The following is a 15,293-nucleotide window of genomic DNA, read 5'->3' as shown; positions in this document are numbered from 1 at the left end:
CTCAGCGCGGGCGGGTGACCGGCGAATCGTCCAACGTGGCCAGCAGCGCGGCCGGGTCGTCGTACACCGCCACCGCGCCGGCGCCGGCCAGCTCGCCCCGGCTGGTGCCGCCGCAGGTCAACCCGACGCACGGGATGTCCAGCTTGCCGGCCGCCGCGACGTCCCAGACGGAGTCGCCGACGAAGACCAACCGCTCGGCGGCCAACTCGGACTGCTGAAGCGCGGCGACCAGGATGTCCGGGGCCGGTTTGCTCTGCTGGGCGTCCGCCGACGAGGTGACCGTGTCGACCACGTCGTCGGCGTTCAGCGCGCGGCGCAGCGCGCTGACCTCGTGTTCCGCGGCGGAGGTGGCCAGCACCACCCGCAGACCCCGCTCGGCGCAGGCCCGCAGCAGGTCCGCCGCCCCGGGCAGCGGCGTCAGCCGTTCCCAGTACTCGGCGTACAGGGTGTCGTGCGCGTCGCGCAGCTTCGCGTCGGCGTCGCGGTCCCGCTCCGGGCCGAGCAGGTGGTCGAGGAGCTTGTCCGAACCCATCCCGATCGACCGGTGCACGGTCGCCATCGGCACCGGCTGGTCGGACTGGCGCAGCGCCTCCCACCAGCTCACGGTGTGCAGATAGTTGGTGTCGACGAGCGTGCCATCGACGTCGAAGAGGACCCCGGCGGGTCGGTCGGTGCGCATGGGCGTCCTCCTACCCGTTCGGTGGCCGGCTGACCCTCCGGCCCTGGCGCGTTCGACCCGGGTCTCAGTGACCCTCGGTCGGCGGGACGAGGATCTCGAACCAGACCGTGGAGCCGCGGACCGAGGGGTCGGTGCCCCAGGCGTCGCTGAGCTGCTCGATCAGGCCGAGCCCTCGCCCGCGACTGCTCAACGTGTCGGTGCGGGCCCGGGTCACGGTGCCCCGGGTGCCGGAGTCGGCGACCGAGACCAGCAGCCGCTCGGGGCTGAGGTCGATCTCCACCCGGGCGGCGGTGCCGGCGTGCAGCAGCGCGTTGGTGGTCAGCTCGCTGGTGCACAGGACCGCCGCGCCGATCACCGCCTCGGGCACCTGCCACTCGGCGAGCTGGCCGGTCATCCAGTGCCGGACGCGGCTGGGGGCGGTCGGCTCCGCCGGCACTTCCATGCTCGCCGAGCGGCTCGGCTTGAGCGCGTGCTCGACCGCCAGCACGGCCACGTCGTCCTCGGTGCCGCCGGGGACCGCGGCGGTGGCCACGGCGCAGAGCGCACGGGGGTCGCTGCCGCCGGCCTTGGCGACCGCGTCGCCGAGCGCGTCCAGCCCGACGGTGAGGCTCTGCCTGCGGCGCTCCACCACACCGTCGCTGAACAGCAGCAGGGTGTCGCCGGGGCGGAACGCGACGGTGGTGGTGGCCGGCCGGCCGCCGAGCCCGAGCGGGGGGCCGATCGGCATCTCCACGTACTCCGCGTGTGAGCGACCGTCCGGGGTGCAGCGGCGGATCAACGGCGCCGGGTGCCCGGCGCTGGCCAGCGTGAACTCGCGCCGATCGGCGTCGACCACCCCGAACACCACGGTGACGAACAGTTCGTGCGTGCCGGCCTCCGCGCCGAGGCTGGTCACCAGCCGGTCCAGCCCGGCCAGCACCGCGTCCGGCGTCGGGTCGGCCAGGGCCAGCGCGCGCAGCGCCGCCCGGACCTGTCCCATCCGTGCGGCGGCCTGTACGTCGTGCCCCGCGACGTCGCCCAGCACGACACCGAGCCCGCCGGTGGGCAGCAGGAACGCGTCGTAGAAGTCCCCGCCGGCCGCGTTGCCGTCCACGCCCGGGTCGTAGCGGGCCGCGATCCGCAGCCGGGGCAGGTCCGGCAGGTTCGCCGGCAGCATGCTGCGTTGCAGCAACTGGGCGGTGCCGTGCTGAGTCTCGAACCGTCGGGCCCGCTCCGCCGCCTGGCCGATCAACTCGGCCGAGGCGGCCAGCAGCGCCCGCTCGGCGGCCGACCAGGTGTGCGGCACCTGGTAGCCGACCGCCAGCCCGCCGCGGACCACCGAGGTGCCCAGCGGCACCGCGGCCAGCGAGCGGATCTTCTGGTCGTGGCGGTCCACCGCGGTCTCCCGCAGCGGCTGCCCGTCCCGGGTGAACGACGGACCGCCGGAGCGGGCCGCCTCCACCACCGGGGTCGACCAGTCCGCCGGGATGCGCCGCCAGAGCGGTGGCAGGCGCTCGTCGGCCTCGTCCATCAATTCACCGCGCACCCGGCGCACCATCCGCCATCCGCCGCCGCCCTCATCGACCGCGAACGCGATCTGGTCGGCGTCGAGGGTGGTGATCGCGTAGCGCAGCGCCACCCGGGCCACGTCGTCGAGGGTGAGGGTGCCGGCGAGCGCGGCGGCGACCTCGCTGAGGCTCTGCAGCTGCCTGGTGACGGGGGTGGTTTCGGCGGCGACCGGCAGCATCCCGACGATCTGTCCGGTGCTGTCGCGGACCGGGGAGTAGCTCCGGGTGAAGACGGCCTGCTCGGCGACGCCGGAGCGGCCACGGACCATCGGGAGGGCGCTCTCCTTCTCCAGGAACGGCACGCCCTGCCGGTAGGCGTGCTCGATCACCTCGCCGACACCGGGCAGCGCCCAGATCTCGGCGTACACCTCGGCGGAGGGGCGGCCGAGGGCCGTGGGGTGCTTACTGCCCAGCAGTTCGGCGTACCCGTCGTTGTAGAGCAGGACGAGGTCGTCGCCGTACGCCAGCGCCATCGGCATCGGGGAGGCGAGGATCAGATCGACCACGGCCCGGATCGCCGGGTCCCACCGCTCGGGCGGGCCGAGCGAGGTGCCGGCCCAGTCATGGCCGAGCACGGCGGCAGCGCCCGGTCCGGTGGATGCCCCCGGCACCGGAGTTGCTGGCGTGGGAACTCGCCCGACCGTTCCTGGCATGTTCGCAGCCTAGCCGGCTGCCGGAGAGCCGCATCCGATCATGGCCGCGGGTCGTGGCGAGCGCCGACGCGGTGCCTGTTCGAGCAGTTCACAGCCCTGTCCGGCGACTTGTCGGAAAAAACGTGGCGACCCGCGCGGACTGCCGCACCGGTGGCCGGGTATGCGCCCGACGCAGTCCATGCGACAGGAGGGACATCATGCTGAAAACCCTCGCGGTCGGGCAGGCCGACATCGGTGACGCCATCGCCGACACCTGGAGGTCGGTGCTGCTCTTCATCCCGAAGGCCGTGGCCTTCATCGTGATCCTCGTGGTCGGCTGGCTCATCGCCAGAGCGGTCCTGAAGATCGTGGACACGGTGCTGGAACGGGTGCGCTTCGACGAGGCGGTCGAACGCGGCGGCATCAAACGGGCACTGGAGAGAACGAAGTACGACGCGAGCGACATCCTCGCCAGACTGGCGTACTACGCGGTACTGCTGTTCACGCTGCAGTTCGCGTTCGGAGTCTGGGGACCCAACGCGATCAGTGACCTGATCAGCGGCGTGGTGGCCTGGCTGCCGCGCGCATTCGTGGCGATCGTCATCGTGGTGGTGGCGGCCGCGATCGCGAACGCCGTCCGGGATCTGGTCACCGGGGCGCTGGGCGGGCTCTCGTACGGCAAGGTCCTGGCCGACCTGACGGCGATCTTCATCATCGCGCTCGGCGTGATCGCCGCGCTGAACCAGGTGGGTATCGCCACCACGGTCACCACGCCGGTGCTGATCGCCGTGCTCGCCACGGTCGCCGGCATCCTGATCATCGGTGTCGGTGGTGGCCTGGTGCGGCCCATGCAGAACCGGTGGGAGGGCTGGCTGAACCGGGCGGCCGAGGAAGCTCGGGCGGTGCAGGAGAACCGGCGGGCGACCACGGCCGGTCGCGGTGACATGGAGCGGCAGATGGCCGACCGTGCGGGCGACCGCACCCAGGCCATGCCGCAGGTCGAGGAGCAGGCGACGCAGTACCGCCCGTAGCGGGGTAGAGCAGCACGCGGTCGATGGGAGGGTGTTCCGCGCACGGCGCGGGCGCCCTCCCCGCGCGCTACCGGTCGGTGCCCGCTGCTGCGGCCGGTCGACCCTGCGGCGGCGGCCCGCCCGTTCGGCAGATCGTCAGGTTCGGTCCAGCGCGCGAGCCAGGGCGCAGACCGCGACCAGCCGGGTGAGCGGCCACTCCGGCTCGCTCCAGTCCACCGGGCCGCTCGGCGGCACCCACCCGTGCTCGTCGGCGGCGGCGCGGACCCCCTCCGCGTAGCCGGCGAGCGCCGCGGCCGTCAACGGGCGGCGGTCCCCGTCGAGGCTGTCCCGCACGGCGGCGGCGTGCTGGTCGACCAGCGCCAGCAGCCCGGGGCGCGCGGCGGCGGCGGCGAGCCCGGCGGTGCCCACGGAGACGGTGAGAGCGGCCAGGGTGGACCGCGCCGAGTCGACGGCGGTACGGGAGGCGACCCGGTTGAACGGCACACGCATGGTGACCGAGGCTAACCGACCGGTGACCGGGCCGACCTCGGCCGCTCGGCGGGTGTCGGCTGCGCCACCGGCCGACTCGGGCTGACCGCGAGGGTTGATCCGGCACAGACGGGGCAGCAGGAGAACCACGGCACACGGCGGCACAGAGCACCGGAGGAACGGATGGGACAGCAGGCGGACGGGCCGGACGAGCAACATCGCCGGCCGGCCGGGGTGAGCGACGCGACGGTCGCCGCGCTCGGCAAGCTCAGCGAGGCGCTGGAGTGCGTCGAGCGGGCCCGGGGGCACCTGTACTCGCTGCACCAGCTGATCGGGCACGCCGACCTGATGCTCGACGACGCGGTGCAGCAGTTCCGCGCCGCCGGGCATCCGCGGCTCGCCGACCGGATCGACACCGAGCTGCTGGGCCGCAACGTCATCGCCGGCCGGTGGACGTTCCAGATCGTCGAGGACTTCGACGACGGCTACCACGCGCTGTTCCGGGAGCTGGACCGGCAGGCCCGCGAGGAGCTGGTGGGCGGGCGGCGCCACCTCTACGAGGCGGAGATGAAGGAGCGACGCCGCAGCCGGGGCCGGCCAGGGCACGAGGCCCGGCCGGGCAGCGAAGGCTAGTCCCCGGCCGTGTCCGCCGGTCGGCGCCGCGCCGCGTCGTCGGCGATGATCACGGTGGCCACCATCAGCGCGACGCAGAGGCTGAACAGCCAGGACTCGTCGGAGACGAGCCAGGCGGAGACCGGTGCCTGCAGTGCGGCGAGCAGAAAGCCGAGCCAGGCGAGTCGGCGCTGACGCGTGGAGAGGATTCCGGAGCCTTGATGCATCCCGAAAGTCTTGCGCGATCCGGTCGGCTTGCCGTCGTCCGATCGGCCGATTCTGGATGAGCTGTCCGTTTTCCCGACCGTCCGGGCACCACTTCTTGTCACCGCGGGCGACCGGCCGGAGCTGGCGGTAAGGTGCGGCTGCGGCAGGATGATGTTCCGTGTCCACCGCACCTGCGCCACCCCGCGCCTCGCTGCTCCTGCTGGCCTATCTCGCCTTCGTCAGTCTCGGCCTGCCCGACAGCCTGCTCGGCGTCGGCTGGCCCTCGATCAGCGCCGACTTCGGCGTACCGACCGAGGCGGTCGGTCTGCTGCTCACCGCGGGCACCGTCGGCTACCTGACCTCCAGCGTGCTGGCCGGGTTCACGCTGGCCCGGGTCGGGGTGGGCGCGCTGCTCGCCGGTAGCACCCTGCTGTCGAGCCTGGCGCTGACCGGGTACGCCACGAGCCCCGGGCTGGCCGTGCTGGTGGGCTGCGCGCTGGTGCTCGGTCTGGGCTCCGGCGCGATCGATTCCGGGCTCAACGCGTACGCCGCCGGGGCCTTCGGTCCGCGCCACATGAACTGGATGCACGCCTTCTTCGGGCTGGGGGTGGCGATCGGCCCGCTGATCATGACGGCGGTGCTGAGCGCGGGGCTGGCCTGGCGGTGGGGGTACGGCATCGTGGCCGCCGCCCAGCTCGCCCTCGCCACCGCGTTCGCCCTCACCGTGCGGGCCTGGCGGCGCCGCGTCCCGGGCCCCACCGAGCCGGGTGCCGCGCCCGCCCCGCCAGCCGTGAAGGTCCCGATCCGGGCCACGCTGCGGCTGCCCGCGGTCTGGTCGGGGGCGCTCGCCTTCGCGCTGTACGTGGCCATCGAGGTGTCCGCCGGGCTGTGGGCGTTCCTGCTCCTGACCGAGGGGCGCGGGCTGAGCGCCGTGGTGGCCGGTGGCTGCGTCTCCGCGTACTGGGGCAGTCTCTTCGTCGGCCGGGTGGTGCAGGGCGTGGTGGCCGAGCGGCTGGGGGCCTGGTTGGTGCTGCGCGGCAGCCTGGCCGGGATGGCGGCGGGTGCGGTGCTGATCGCCGTACCCGGGCCGGGCGCGTTGGCCGTGCTCGGTCTGGTCGTGGTCGGTTTCGCCGCCGCGCCGGTGTTCCCGCTGCTCACCCTCACCACCGCCGACCGGGTCGGTGCGGCGCACGCGGACCAGGCCATCGGGCTCCAGATCGGCGCGGCCGGCCTGGGCGCCGCGTTCGTTCCGGCCGCGCTCGGCGTGCTGATCGGCAACGTGTCGGTGCAGGTGCTCGGCCCAGCCCTGCTGGTGCTAGCGCTGGCCCTGATCGTGCTCTACGAGTTGGGCGCCGGCCGGCCCGGCCCGGAGCGGCCGGTGCCCGCCGTGGCCGGGCCGGATCAGCCCACGTCGCCCGCTCCGGCCGGAACCGGTACGGCGGCCGGTGCAGCCGGTGAGGCCAGTGGGGCTGGTCAGCCGGTGTCCGGTCCGGTCCTGCCGGTGGTGGAGGGGCGGTAGGCGCGGTCCGGGTCGGTCGGCTCCCGGCCGGCGCCCCTGGCCTGACCGCCGCGGTCCGCTGCCGCCGGCCCGTGCCCGAACGCGGCCTCCTCGCCGGCGTCGTTGCCGGTCACGTCGTCGGCCTGCCCGTCGATGCTGGAGCCCGCCACGGCCCGTTCCAGTTCCTCCAGCGGAATCCGTTCCTCGTCGCGCCACACCCTGTCGTCGGTCATGCCTTCAGCGGTACCCGGGCGCGATGATCGCAAACGGATGGTGCTTGGTCCGAGACACGGCGATGGCCGCCGGGGACTCCGGCGGCCATCGGATATCGGTGCTGGGGATCACGGCTGCGGGCGGTCCACCCTGCCGCGCCAGGCGCCGGTCTCCTGACCGCGCCGCTCGATGTAGGTCTTGAACCGTTCCAGGTCGCCCTTGGCCCGCCGGTCGACGATGCCGAGCTTGTCACCGGCCTGCTCGACCACCCCGTGCGGCTCGAACTCGAGCTGGAGGGTGACCCGGGTCTTGTCCTCGTCCAGCCGGTGGAAGGTCACCACGCCGGCCTGCTGGGTGCCGCCGGTGGAACGCCAGGCGACCCGCTCGTCCGGCAGTTGCTCGGTGATCTCCGCGTCGAACTCGCGCTTCACCCCGGCGATGTCCACCGTCCAGTGGGTCATCGTCTCGGAGAGCTGCCGGACCTCCTGCACACCCTCCATGAACTCGGGGAACTCCTCGAACTGCGTCCACTGGTCGTACGCGGTGCGAACGGGGACTGACACGTCGACATGTTCGGTAACGCCACTCATCAGAAATCCTCCTTCGGCCGCCGGTCGTACGGATCGGGGGACGATCCGGTCACCAGCGGGTTGTCTCGTTCTTGTTGCCGAGCGCGGCCCACACCTCGGAGACCGTCTGGTAGCGGGTGCCGTCGGGCAGCCGCTCCAGCGCGGCCACGATGTCGTCCGGCGCGTCGTTGTCGCGCGCGTTGGCGACCAGCGTTTCCCGGTCGCCGGGCAGGGCGCTCATCGTGATGAACCGGCCCAGCCGGCTGCGCTGTTCGACGTCCTCGGAGCTCATCCCCTGCGGGGAGCCGGTGCGCAGTTCACCGGCCGGGGCGGTGGTCGCCTCGGGCTGGTCCTCGCCGGCCGGTTCCGGCACGCGGGACTCGTCGACCCGAGAGCCGCCGGTCCCCGGCCCCTGCACGAGGCCGCTGACCTCCTGGCTCATCTGCTCGTCGATTCTCGGTCCGTGCTTGCTGTTGCCACGCTCCATGCCTTCTGCGCTACCCGGCACCCCGGCCGGTAAACCGGCACCGGGTCACGAACGGGCCCTCGGGCCGGCCCCGGATCGGACACGAGGCCCGGTACGGCGCTCAGGACTCGGCCGGCTTCCGCGGCGGCAGCACCGGCTCGTCCGGGTCCGGGTCGCCGGCCTGCAACCGCCGACCACGTTGCACCTCGGCGTTGATCTGCACGCCCAGCATCAGGGCCGAGTTGGACAGGTAGAGCCAGACCAGGAACGCGATGGCCGCTCCCAGGCTGCCGTAGGTGGCGTCGTACGAGCCGAAGTTGGCGACGTAGAGGCCGAAGCCGAGGGAGGCCACCGCCCAGGCGAACAGGGCCACCGCGCCGCCCGGGGTGAGCCAGCGGAACCGGGGCTGCCGCACGTTCGGGGCGATCCAGAACAGCAGTGACAGCAGCACCATCATGATCAGGGCGAGCACCGGCCACTTCGCCACGCTCCACACCGTGCGGGCCAGGCCACCGGCGTTGATCAGGTCGCCGACCGCGTCGGTGACCGGACCGCTGACGATCAGCCCGAGGGCGACCACCGCGAGCAGCACCAGCGTGATCGCGGCCAGGCCGATCTGCAACGGCCGCAGCCTCCAGACCGGCCGGCCCTCGGTCACGCCGTAGATGGCGTTGGAGGCGCGGGTGAACGCGCCGATGAAGCCCGACGCGGACCAGAGCGCGCCGAGCAGGCCGAAGCTCAGCAGCACCTTGGCGTTGCTCTGCTCGACCACCACGGCCCGGATCACCCCGACCACGCCGTCGTCAGCCACGATCGACCCGGCGCCCATCTGCTTGGCCAGGTCGACCACCGTGTCCACGGTCCGCTCCCCGGTGGAGACCAGGCCGACCAGGGCCACCACCACGATGGCGGACGGAAAGAGCGCGAGCACGCCGTAGTAGGTCAGCGCGGCGGCCCAGTCGGAGCAGTTGTCGGTGACGAAGTTCTGCGCGCTACGGACCACCACCCCACGCCAGGTTCGCCAGCTCAGCTGCCGTATCCGCCGGGGTACCCGCGTGCCGAGTGTGCCGCCGAGCGTCGTACCGGGACCCGTGGTCGTCATGCCCGCTCCCTGCGCCCCGGCCGCCGGATGACCGGTCATCCGGTCGGGCCTGGCCCGGCCGGTACCCGCGCGGGGAAATCGACAAACCCGCCCTCCGTCGGCTGGCCGCCGCGTATGGTTTGCCGCCCCGTCACCGGGGAACGGTCATGGGTGATCCTGTCGACACGGAGGAGGACGAGATGCCCGGGCGCGAGGACCTGCCCAGCACGCTGCGACGCTCCCCGGACAAGGCGCAGCGCACCTGGGAGAAGACGCACGACTCGGCGGTGGAGACCTACGGCGAGGGGGAGCGGTCGCACCGCACCGCCTTCGCCGCGGTGAAGCACCAGTTCGAGAAGGTGGGCGACCACTGGGAACCGAAGGGCCGCAAGGGCCCGAGCGATCGCCAGGCGGCCGGCGGCGGGCCGGAACGGCGGGCTCCCACCGCGGGTGGGGTGGACGCCAACGCCAGCAAGGACCACCTGATGTCGGTGGCCCGCGAGCTGGACGTGGCCGGCCGGTCCAGCATGTCCAAGCCGGAGCTGGTCAAGGCGATCGAGAAGGCCAACGATCGGGCCACCCGCAAGGCCCGCGGCGACTGACCACCGCGACGCCGGTGCGCGGCCCGCACCGGAGGCACACGCATGCGGTACGGGCGGACGCGGCGACCCCGCGCCCGCCCGTGCCGTTCACCAGTGCCCGCCGCCCGGCGCCTCGATGTGCACGGCCTTCGTGGCGGTGAACTCGTCCAGCAGCTCCGGGCCGTACCCGAAGCCCTGCCCACTGGCCCGGCGCGGGTGCGCGGCGCCGCCCGGTGCGCCCCCGAACACGGAATTGATCTTCACGGTGCCCACCGGCAGCTCACGCCAGGCCCGCTGTGCGTGGCTCATCGACGCGGTCAGCACCGTGGCGGCCAGCCCGTACGGGGAATCCGCGGCGCAGCGCAGAGCCTCGTGGAACGAGTCGACCACCACCACCGGGGCGACCGGCCCGAACGTCTCATCCCGCACCAGCGGCATGTCGTGCCGGCAGTCGGCGACCACGGTGGCCGGATAGAACGCGCCCGGACCGTCCGGCAGCTCACCGCCGGTGCGCAGCCGCGCGCCCGCCGCCACCGCCGCGGTGACCTGACCGTGCACGTGGTCGCGGTGCCGCCGGTCGACCAGCGGACCCAGGTCGGTCCCCGGGTCGCGGCCCGGGCCCATCCGCAGCGCCTCGGCCCGCTCCACCAGCGCGGCCACGAACTCCTCGGCCACGTCCCGGTGCACGTAGATCCTCTCCACCGCGACGCAGATCTGCCCGGCATTGGCGAACGCGCCCCGCGCCGCCTGCTCCGCCGCCCAGATCGGGTCCACGTTGGCGTCGATCACCAGCGGGTCGCTGCCGCCGTTCTCCAGCAGCGCCTTCGCGCCGGTGCCGGCGCAGGCCGCGGCGATGGCCCGGCCGGTCGCCGTGGACCCGACGTGCGCCACCAGGTCCACCTCCTGGCCGGACAGCGCCGCGCCGACCTCGGGGCCGCCGGTGAGCAGGGACAGCACCCCGGCCGGCAGGGCCTGGTCCAGCGCCCGGGCCAGCAGCCAGCCGGTCGCCGGGGTGCGCTCGCTGGGCTTGTAGAGCACCACGTTGCCGGTGACCAGGGCCGCGCCGAGCAGCCCGCAGGACACCGCCACCGGGTCGTTCCACGGGGTGATCGCGGCCACCACGCCACGCGGCTGCGGGGTCATGAAGTCCAGCGCGTCCGCTACGCCGTGCAGCGTCCGCCCGCCGCGCAGCGGGGCCAGCTCGGCGTACTGTCGCAGGGTGCCAATGCCCGCCTCGACACCGCCGCGGGCATCCGCCAGTGGCTTGCCCATCTCCGCGGTGACCGCCGCGGCCAGGTCCTCGGTCACCGCCGCCACCGCGTCCGCGGCCCGGTGCACCGCCGCCGCCCGCGCGGCCGGGGCGGTCGCCGCCCACTCCGCCGCCGCTTCGCGCGCCGCCCCCACCGCCTTGGCGACCTCATCGGCCGTCGCCACCGGCACCGAGCTGACCGGCGAACCGTCCGCCGGGTCATGGACGACCAGCTCACCACCACCGCCGCCGGCGCCCCACACCCCGCCTATCAACTGCGCAACCGTGTACATGCGGCGCTGGATGCCCCGGCCCCGGCGAGGCAAACGCGTTTCGCCCGGTTCCACGCCGGGTAGGCGGATCGGATGACCACCACCGGCGCGGAGAGCGCGGACGCCGTCGTCGTCGGCGCCGGCCACAACGGCCTGGTAGCGGCCAACCTGCTGGCGGACGCCGGATGGGACGTCGTGGTGCTGGAGGCGACCGCCGTGCCCGGCGGCGCGGTCCGCTCCGCCGAGGTGACCGCGCCCGGCTACCTCAGCGACCTCTACAGCTCCTTCTACCCCCTCGGGTACTCCTCGCCGGTGCTGGCGGGGCTCGACCTCGACCGGTACGGGCTGTCCTGGCGGCACTCGCCGGATGTGCTGGCGCACCTGCTGCCGGACGGCCGCGCCGCGGTGGTCAACCGGGACCCGGACGTCACCGCCGCCTCGCTGGAGCAGTTCGCGCCCGGCGACGGCAAGCGTTGGCTCAACGCGTACACCGACTGGCTCGACGTGGCCGAGCCGATGCTGACGACCATCACCGCGCCGTTCCCGCCGGTGCGGGGCGGGCTGGCTCTGCTGCGGCGGTTGCGGGTCGCAGGAGCGCTGCGGCTGGCCCGGCGGCTGGTGGTACCGGTCCGCAAGCTCGGCGACGAGCTCTTCGACGGCGACGGTGGGCCGGCGCTGCTCGCCGGCTGCGCCCTGCACACCGACCTGTCCCCGGAGGAGGCCGGCTCCGGGGTGTACGGCTGGCTGCTGGCCATGCTCGGTCAGCAGGTCGGCTGGCCGGTGCCCGACGGCGGCGCGCAGCAGATCACCAACGCGCTGGTGGCCCGGCTGCAGGAGCGGGGCGGCAGGATCGTCTACGGGGCCCGGGTCGACCGGGTGCTCACCGCCCGGGGCCGGGCGATGGGGGTACGCACGGAGGGCGGCCTCCTGTGGCGGGCCCGGCGAGCCGTGCTCGCGGACGTGCCCGCGCCGGCGCTCTACCTCGACCTGGTCGGCGCGGCCGCGCTGCCGTCGCGCCTGGTGGAGGACCTGGCGCACTTCCGGTGGGACGGCTCGACGCTGAAGGTCGACTGGGCGCTCAGCGCGCCGGTGCCGTGGACGAACCGGGAGGTGGCCGGCGCCGGCACCGTGCACCTGGGCGCGGACCTGGACGGGCTCACCCGGTACTCCGGTGAGCTGGCCCGCGGCGAGCTGCCGCGCGACCCGTTCCTGCTGCTCGGGCAGATGTCGGTGGCCGACCCCAGCCACTCCCCGCCGGGCACCGAGTCGCTCTGGTCGTACACCCACCTGCCGTTCCGCCGGGACTGGCGGGCCGAGGAGGTCGCCGGGCACGTCCAGCGGATGGAGGACGTGCTGGAGGCGGCCGCGCCGGGTTTCCGGCAGCTCATCGTCGGCCGGCACGTGGCCGGTCCGGCCGACCTGGAGAAGGGCAATCCGAGCCTGGTCGGCGGCACGCTCGGCGGTGGCACCGCCGCCGCGTACCAGCAGCTGTTCCTGCGCCCGATCCCCGGCCTGGGCCGGGCGGACACCCCGGTGGACCGGCTCTTTCTGGCCAGCTCGTCGGCGCATCCCGGCGGCGGGGTGCACGGCGCGCCCGGCGCGAACGCGGCCCGTGCGGCGCTCGCACGCGACCATGCGCTGACCGGCCGCGCCTACGCCGCCACCATCGCCACCGCGCACCGGGCCGTCTACCCCGACTGACCCGCCGCGCCCTGGCCGGCCCGCCCCGCGAAGGGGCGGGCCGGAGGCCAGGTCAGCTGGTGATGTTGCGGTGCTTGCTGCGCAGGCGGAACGGCATCAGAGCACTCTCGATCTTGGTTGCCGTGGTCATCTTGGATTCGCCGTCGCGCCGCTCCTCGAAGCGGATCGGCACCTCCAGGATCGTGTGCCCCAGCTTGGTGGCCAGGTAGTGCATCTCCACCTGGAAGCTGTAGCCGTTGGACTGCACCCGGGTCAGGCCGATGTCCCGCAGCGCGTCGGCCCGCCAGATCTTGAAGCCGGCGGTCAGGTCCCGGATCCGCACCCGCAGCAGCGTGTGCACGTATAGGTTCGCCCAACCGCTCAGCGCCCGGCGGTACAGCGGCCAGTTCTCGTCCAGCTCGCCGCCCGGCACGTACCGGGAACCGATCACCACGCCGGCCTGGGTGGAGAGCAGCGCGCCCAGCATCCCCGGCAGTGCCTCCGGCGGGTGGGACAGGTCCGCGTCCATCTGCGCCACGTACTCGGCGCCGCCGTCGAGCGCCCGCCCCATTCCGTCCACGTAGGCGCGGCCCAGGCCCTCCTTGCCAGCCCGGTGCACCACCTCGATCCGGTCCGGGTGCTCGATGGCCAACTTGTCGGCCACCTCGCCCGTGCCGTCGGGAGAGTTGTCGTCGGCAACGAGGATGCGCAGCCCCGGCAGCGGCAGTGCGAGCAGCCGCTCGACCAGCGCCGGGAGGTTGCCCGCCTCGTTGTAGGTGGGCACCACGACGGTCAGGCGCGCGTCCCGCCACGGCGACGGCAGCTGCACGGGCTCGATCATGTCGGACATCCTCGGTTTGCGGACAGGGCTACCTGAGAGGGTAGCCAGTTGCCACGTCCGGCTTGGAAAGGCTCCCCTTCCGGGCGTTGCGGACGGTGTCCCTCCGCTGGGTGCGAGCCCTGCTCCGCTGCTCCGGGCGCAGGTCAGCGAGGGCGTCGGGCGGCGGCGGCGAGGGCCAGCGCCACGCCGACGAGCGCGAAACCGGACAGCGCCGGCTTGTGGGTGCCAACCCAGAGCGCCGCCGAGCGACCGCGCGCCCGGTCGGTGAAGACGCCCGCCGCGCCCCGGTCGCGGTCCTCGTCGCCGGGGTGGTCGAGATTGTCCCGCCAGGTGGCCGGGTCGATCTCGTCGCCGGTCTGCTGGCTGTCGTACCCGTCCCGGGCAAGCTTGCGGTCCAGCAGGCCGGGGATCAGGATGTCGCCCAGGCGGGCCCGCCAGGTCGGGCCGCCCACGTTCAGCTCCCGGGTGCCGTGATCGGCGGCCCAGACGATCGCCCGCGCGGCCAACTCCGGCGTGAAGATCGGCGGCACGGGCTGCGGATGCCGGGGCAGCCGGGTGCGGACCCAGGAGAACTGTGGCGTGTTCACCGCGGGCAGCTGCACCATCGACAGCTTCACCCCCGGGCAGTCGTGCAGCAGCTCGGCCCGCAGCGAGTCGTTGAACCCCTGGACGGCGTGCTTGCTTGCGCAGTACGCCGACTGCAGCGGGATCCCCCGGTAGGCCAGCGCCGAGCCCACCTGCACGATCGCGCCGCGGCCGTGCGCCCGCATGTGCCGCAGCGCCGCCAGCGTGCCGTACACCGTGCCCAGGTAGGTGACCTCGGTGACCCGGCGGAACTCGCGCGCCGGGATCTCCCACGCCGGTGCGAACACCGACACCATCGCGTTGTTGATCCACACGTCGATGCGGCCCCACCGGTGCACCACGTCGTCGGCGGCCTGCAGCACGGCACCCGCGTCGGCGACGTCGACCCGGTACACCCGTACGTCGGTGGCGCCGCGCCGCCGGCACTCCCGCTCGGCCGCCGCCAGGCCCGCCTCGCCCCGGGCCAGCAGCGCCAGCCGGGCGCCCCGGGCCGCGTACGCGTGTGCGACGGCCCGTCCGACGCCGGCGCTCGCGCCGGTCACCACCACGGCCTGCGTCACGGCGCACCCTTCTGCCGGGTGGCGATGTCGGACAGCCGGTTCAGCGTCTCCCGGTTACGCAGGTGCAGCACGAGATCATTGATCTTGTTGCGGACCCAGCGCAGCGGACCGGCGGCGAAGTCCTCCCCGATGCGGACCCGGGTGGCGCCCGCGCCGACCGGTTCCAGGGTGAAGGCCACGATCGCCTCGCCGGCCGGCCAGAGACCGGCCCGGAGCACGAGCCGGTGCGGTGGCTCGCAGGCCAGCACGGTGGAGGCGTCCTGCAACGAGAACGGCCACGGCCCGGCCCGGTGGTGCAGCTGGCTGCCCACCCGCGGCCAGGCCTCGTCCACGTCCCGGACGTGCGCCGTGCCGACCACCCAGTCGCTGTACGTCCATCCGTCGGCCAGCACGTCGAAAACCTGCTGGGGGGGAGCGTCGATCACTTTCTCCACAACCGCCACTGGACTCCCATACCCCGCGGGAAAGGTGGCTAACGGCCCGGCGGGTTAGCTTCTCGGGGGCGGCGGGTAAGGCCGACGC

Annotated in this window: 17 protein-coding genes; 5 read left to right on the top strand and 12 right to left on the bottom strand. The window is 73.8% G+C overall.

All coding sequences use genetic code 11. From position 1 onward, the window contains the following. Position 1: 1 nt before the first annotated feature. A complete protein-coding gene (locus ACFYPS_RS19010) occupies positions 2–679 on the bottom strand; it encodes an HAD family hydrolase (RefSeq protein WP_354964108.1) in 678 nt (225 codons plus the stop codon). Positions 680–743: 64 nt separating this feature from the next. Continuing rightward, complete coding sequence (locus tag ACFYPS_RS19005; protein WP_387325814.1) at positions 744–2,879, bottom strand: SpoIIE family protein phosphatase; 2,136 nt, start codon at positions 2,877–2,879, stop codon at positions 744–746. Positions 2,880–3,076: 197 nt separating this feature from the next. On the opposite strand from ACFYPS_RS19005, the gene ACFYPS_RS19000 reads away from it, so the two are divergent. Further along, a complete protein-coding gene (locus ACFYPS_RS19000) occupies positions 3,077–3,889 on the top strand; it encodes a hypothetical protein (protein ID WP_089016725.1) in 813 nt (270 codons plus the stop codon). Between the two features lie 135 nt (positions 3,890–4,024). Here ACFYPS_RS19000 and ACFYPS_RS18995 read toward each other — a convergent pair whose 3' ends face one another. Continuing rightward, positions 4,025–4,378, bottom strand: coding sequence for a DUF6401 family natural product biosynthesis protein (locus ACFYPS_RS18995; protein WP_354964110.1), 354 nt, complete (start codon positions 4,376–4,378; stop codon positions 4,025–4,027). A 162-nt stretch (positions 4,379–4,540) separates the two neighbouring features. Between ACFYPS_RS18995 and ACFYPS_RS18990 the strand changes: the two genes are divergently transcribed. Next, complete coding sequence (locus tag ACFYPS_RS18990) at positions 4,541–4,990, top strand: hypothetical protein (RefSeq protein ID WP_354964111.1); 450 nt, start codon at positions 4,541–4,543, stop codon at positions 4,988–4,990. Here the strand turns inward: ACFYPS_RS18990 and ACFYPS_RS18985 are convergent. Next, positions 4,987–5,196, bottom strand: a complete 210-nt coding sequence (locus ACFYPS_RS18985; RefSeq protein WP_354964112.1) for a hypothetical protein — start codon at positions 5,194–5,196, stop codon at positions 4,987–4,989. The two genes, ACFYPS_RS18990 and ACFYPS_RS18985, sit on opposite strands and share 4 nt — an antisense overlap. A gap of 158 nt (positions 5,197–5,354) precedes the next feature. On the opposite strand from ACFYPS_RS18985, the gene ACFYPS_RS18980 reads away from it, so the two are divergent. Beyond that, positions 5,355–6,695: an MFS transporter gene (locus ACFYPS_RS18980; RefSeq protein ID WP_387325809.1), complete on the top strand. Its 1,341-nt coding sequence runs from the start codon at positions 5,355–5,357 to the stop codon at positions 6,693–6,695. Here the strand turns inward: ACFYPS_RS18980 and ACFYPS_RS18975 are convergent. The 4 genes from ACFYPS_RS18975 to ACFYPS_RS18960 all read right to left on the bottom strand — a co-directional run bounded on the left by ACFYPS_RS18975 (position 6,650) and on the right by ACFYPS_RS18960 (position 9,024). Continuing rightward, entirely contained in the window at positions 6,650–6,907 is a 258-nt protein-coding gene (locus tag ACFYPS_RS18975) for a hypothetical protein (protein WP_354964114.1), read from the bottom strand. The genes ACFYPS_RS18980 and ACFYPS_RS18975 overlap by 46 nt on opposite strands. A 108-nt stretch (positions 6,908–7,015) precedes the next feature. Next, the gene (locus ACFYPS_RS18970) at positions 7,016–7,477 is read right to left on the bottom strand and encodes an SRPBCC family protein (protein WP_354964115.1); all 462 of its coding nucleotides are present in this window, start codon (positions 7,475–7,477) and stop codon (positions 7,016–7,018) included. A 49-nt stretch (positions 7,478–7,526) separates the two neighbouring features. Next, positions 7,527–7,943 carry a DUF2795 domain-containing protein gene (locus tag ACFYPS_RS18965; RefSeq protein WP_354964116.1) on the bottom strand — a complete coding sequence of 139 codons (417 nt, stop codon included), beginning with the start codon at positions 7,941–7,943 and terminating at the stop codon, positions 7,527–7,529. A gap of 100 nt (positions 7,944–8,043) precedes the next feature. Further along, positions 8,044–9,024, bottom strand: coding sequence for a YihY/virulence factor BrkB family protein (locus tag ACFYPS_RS18960; protein ID WP_354964117.1), 981 nt, complete (start codon positions 9,022–9,024; stop codon positions 8,044–8,046). Positions 9,025–9,203: 179 nt separating this feature from the next. Here ACFYPS_RS18960 and ACFYPS_RS18955 point away from each other — a divergent pair, with 179 nt between their 5' ends. Beyond that, positions 9,204–9,605, top strand: coding sequence for a ChaB family protein (locus ACFYPS_RS18955; RefSeq protein WP_354964331.1), 402 nt, complete (start codon positions 9,204–9,206; stop codon positions 9,603–9,605). An 87-nt stretch (positions 9,606–9,692) separates the two neighbouring features. On the opposite strand, the gene ACFYPS_RS18950 is transcribed toward ACFYPS_RS18955, so the two are convergent. Beyond that, positions 9,693–11,126: an aldehyde dehydrogenase family protein gene (locus ACFYPS_RS18950; protein ID WP_354964118.1), complete on the bottom strand. Its 1,434-nt coding sequence runs from the start codon at positions 11,124–11,126 to the stop codon at positions 9,693–9,695. 72 nt (positions 11,127–11,198) lie between these two features. Between ACFYPS_RS18950 and ACFYPS_RS18945 the strand changes: the two genes are divergently transcribed. Then, positions 11,199–12,806, top strand: a complete 1,608-nt coding sequence (locus ACFYPS_RS18945; protein WP_387325804.1) for a phytoene desaturase family protein — start codon at positions 11,199–11,201, stop codon at positions 12,804–12,806. Positions 12,807–12,858: 52 nt separating this feature from the next. Here ACFYPS_RS18945 and ACFYPS_RS18940 read toward each other — a convergent pair whose 3' ends face one another. From ACFYPS_RS18940 to ACFYPS_RS18930, 3 genes are all read right to left on the bottom strand, one after another. Further along, complete coding sequence (locus ACFYPS_RS18940) at positions 12,859–13,626, bottom strand: polyprenol monophosphomannose synthase (protein ID WP_387325801.1); 768 nt, start codon at positions 13,624–13,626, stop codon at positions 12,859–12,861. Between the two features lie 143 nt (positions 13,627–13,769). Further along, positions 13,770–14,771, bottom strand: a complete 1,002-nt coding sequence (locus ACFYPS_RS18935) for an SDR family oxidoreductase (protein ID WP_387325799.1) — start codon at positions 14,769–14,771, stop codon at positions 13,770–13,772. Beyond that, on the bottom strand, positions 14,768–15,214 hold the full coding sequence (locus ACFYPS_RS18930; protein ID WP_387325796.1) for an SRPBCC family protein: 447 nt from the start codon (positions 15,212–15,214) through the stop codon (positions 14,768–14,770). The genes ACFYPS_RS18935 and ACFYPS_RS18930 overlap by 4 nt, the downstream gene beginning before the upstream one ends. Positions 15,215–15,293: the final 79 nt, after the last annotated feature.

The organism is Micromonospora sp. NPDC005087, assembly GCF_042872965.1.
Classification (GTDB): Bacteria; Actinomycetota; Actinomycetes; order Mycobacteriales; family Micromonosporaceae; genus Micromonospora.
Note: the sequence above shows the minus strand (reverse complement) of the source record. Positions and strands in the feature narration are given on the sequence as shown.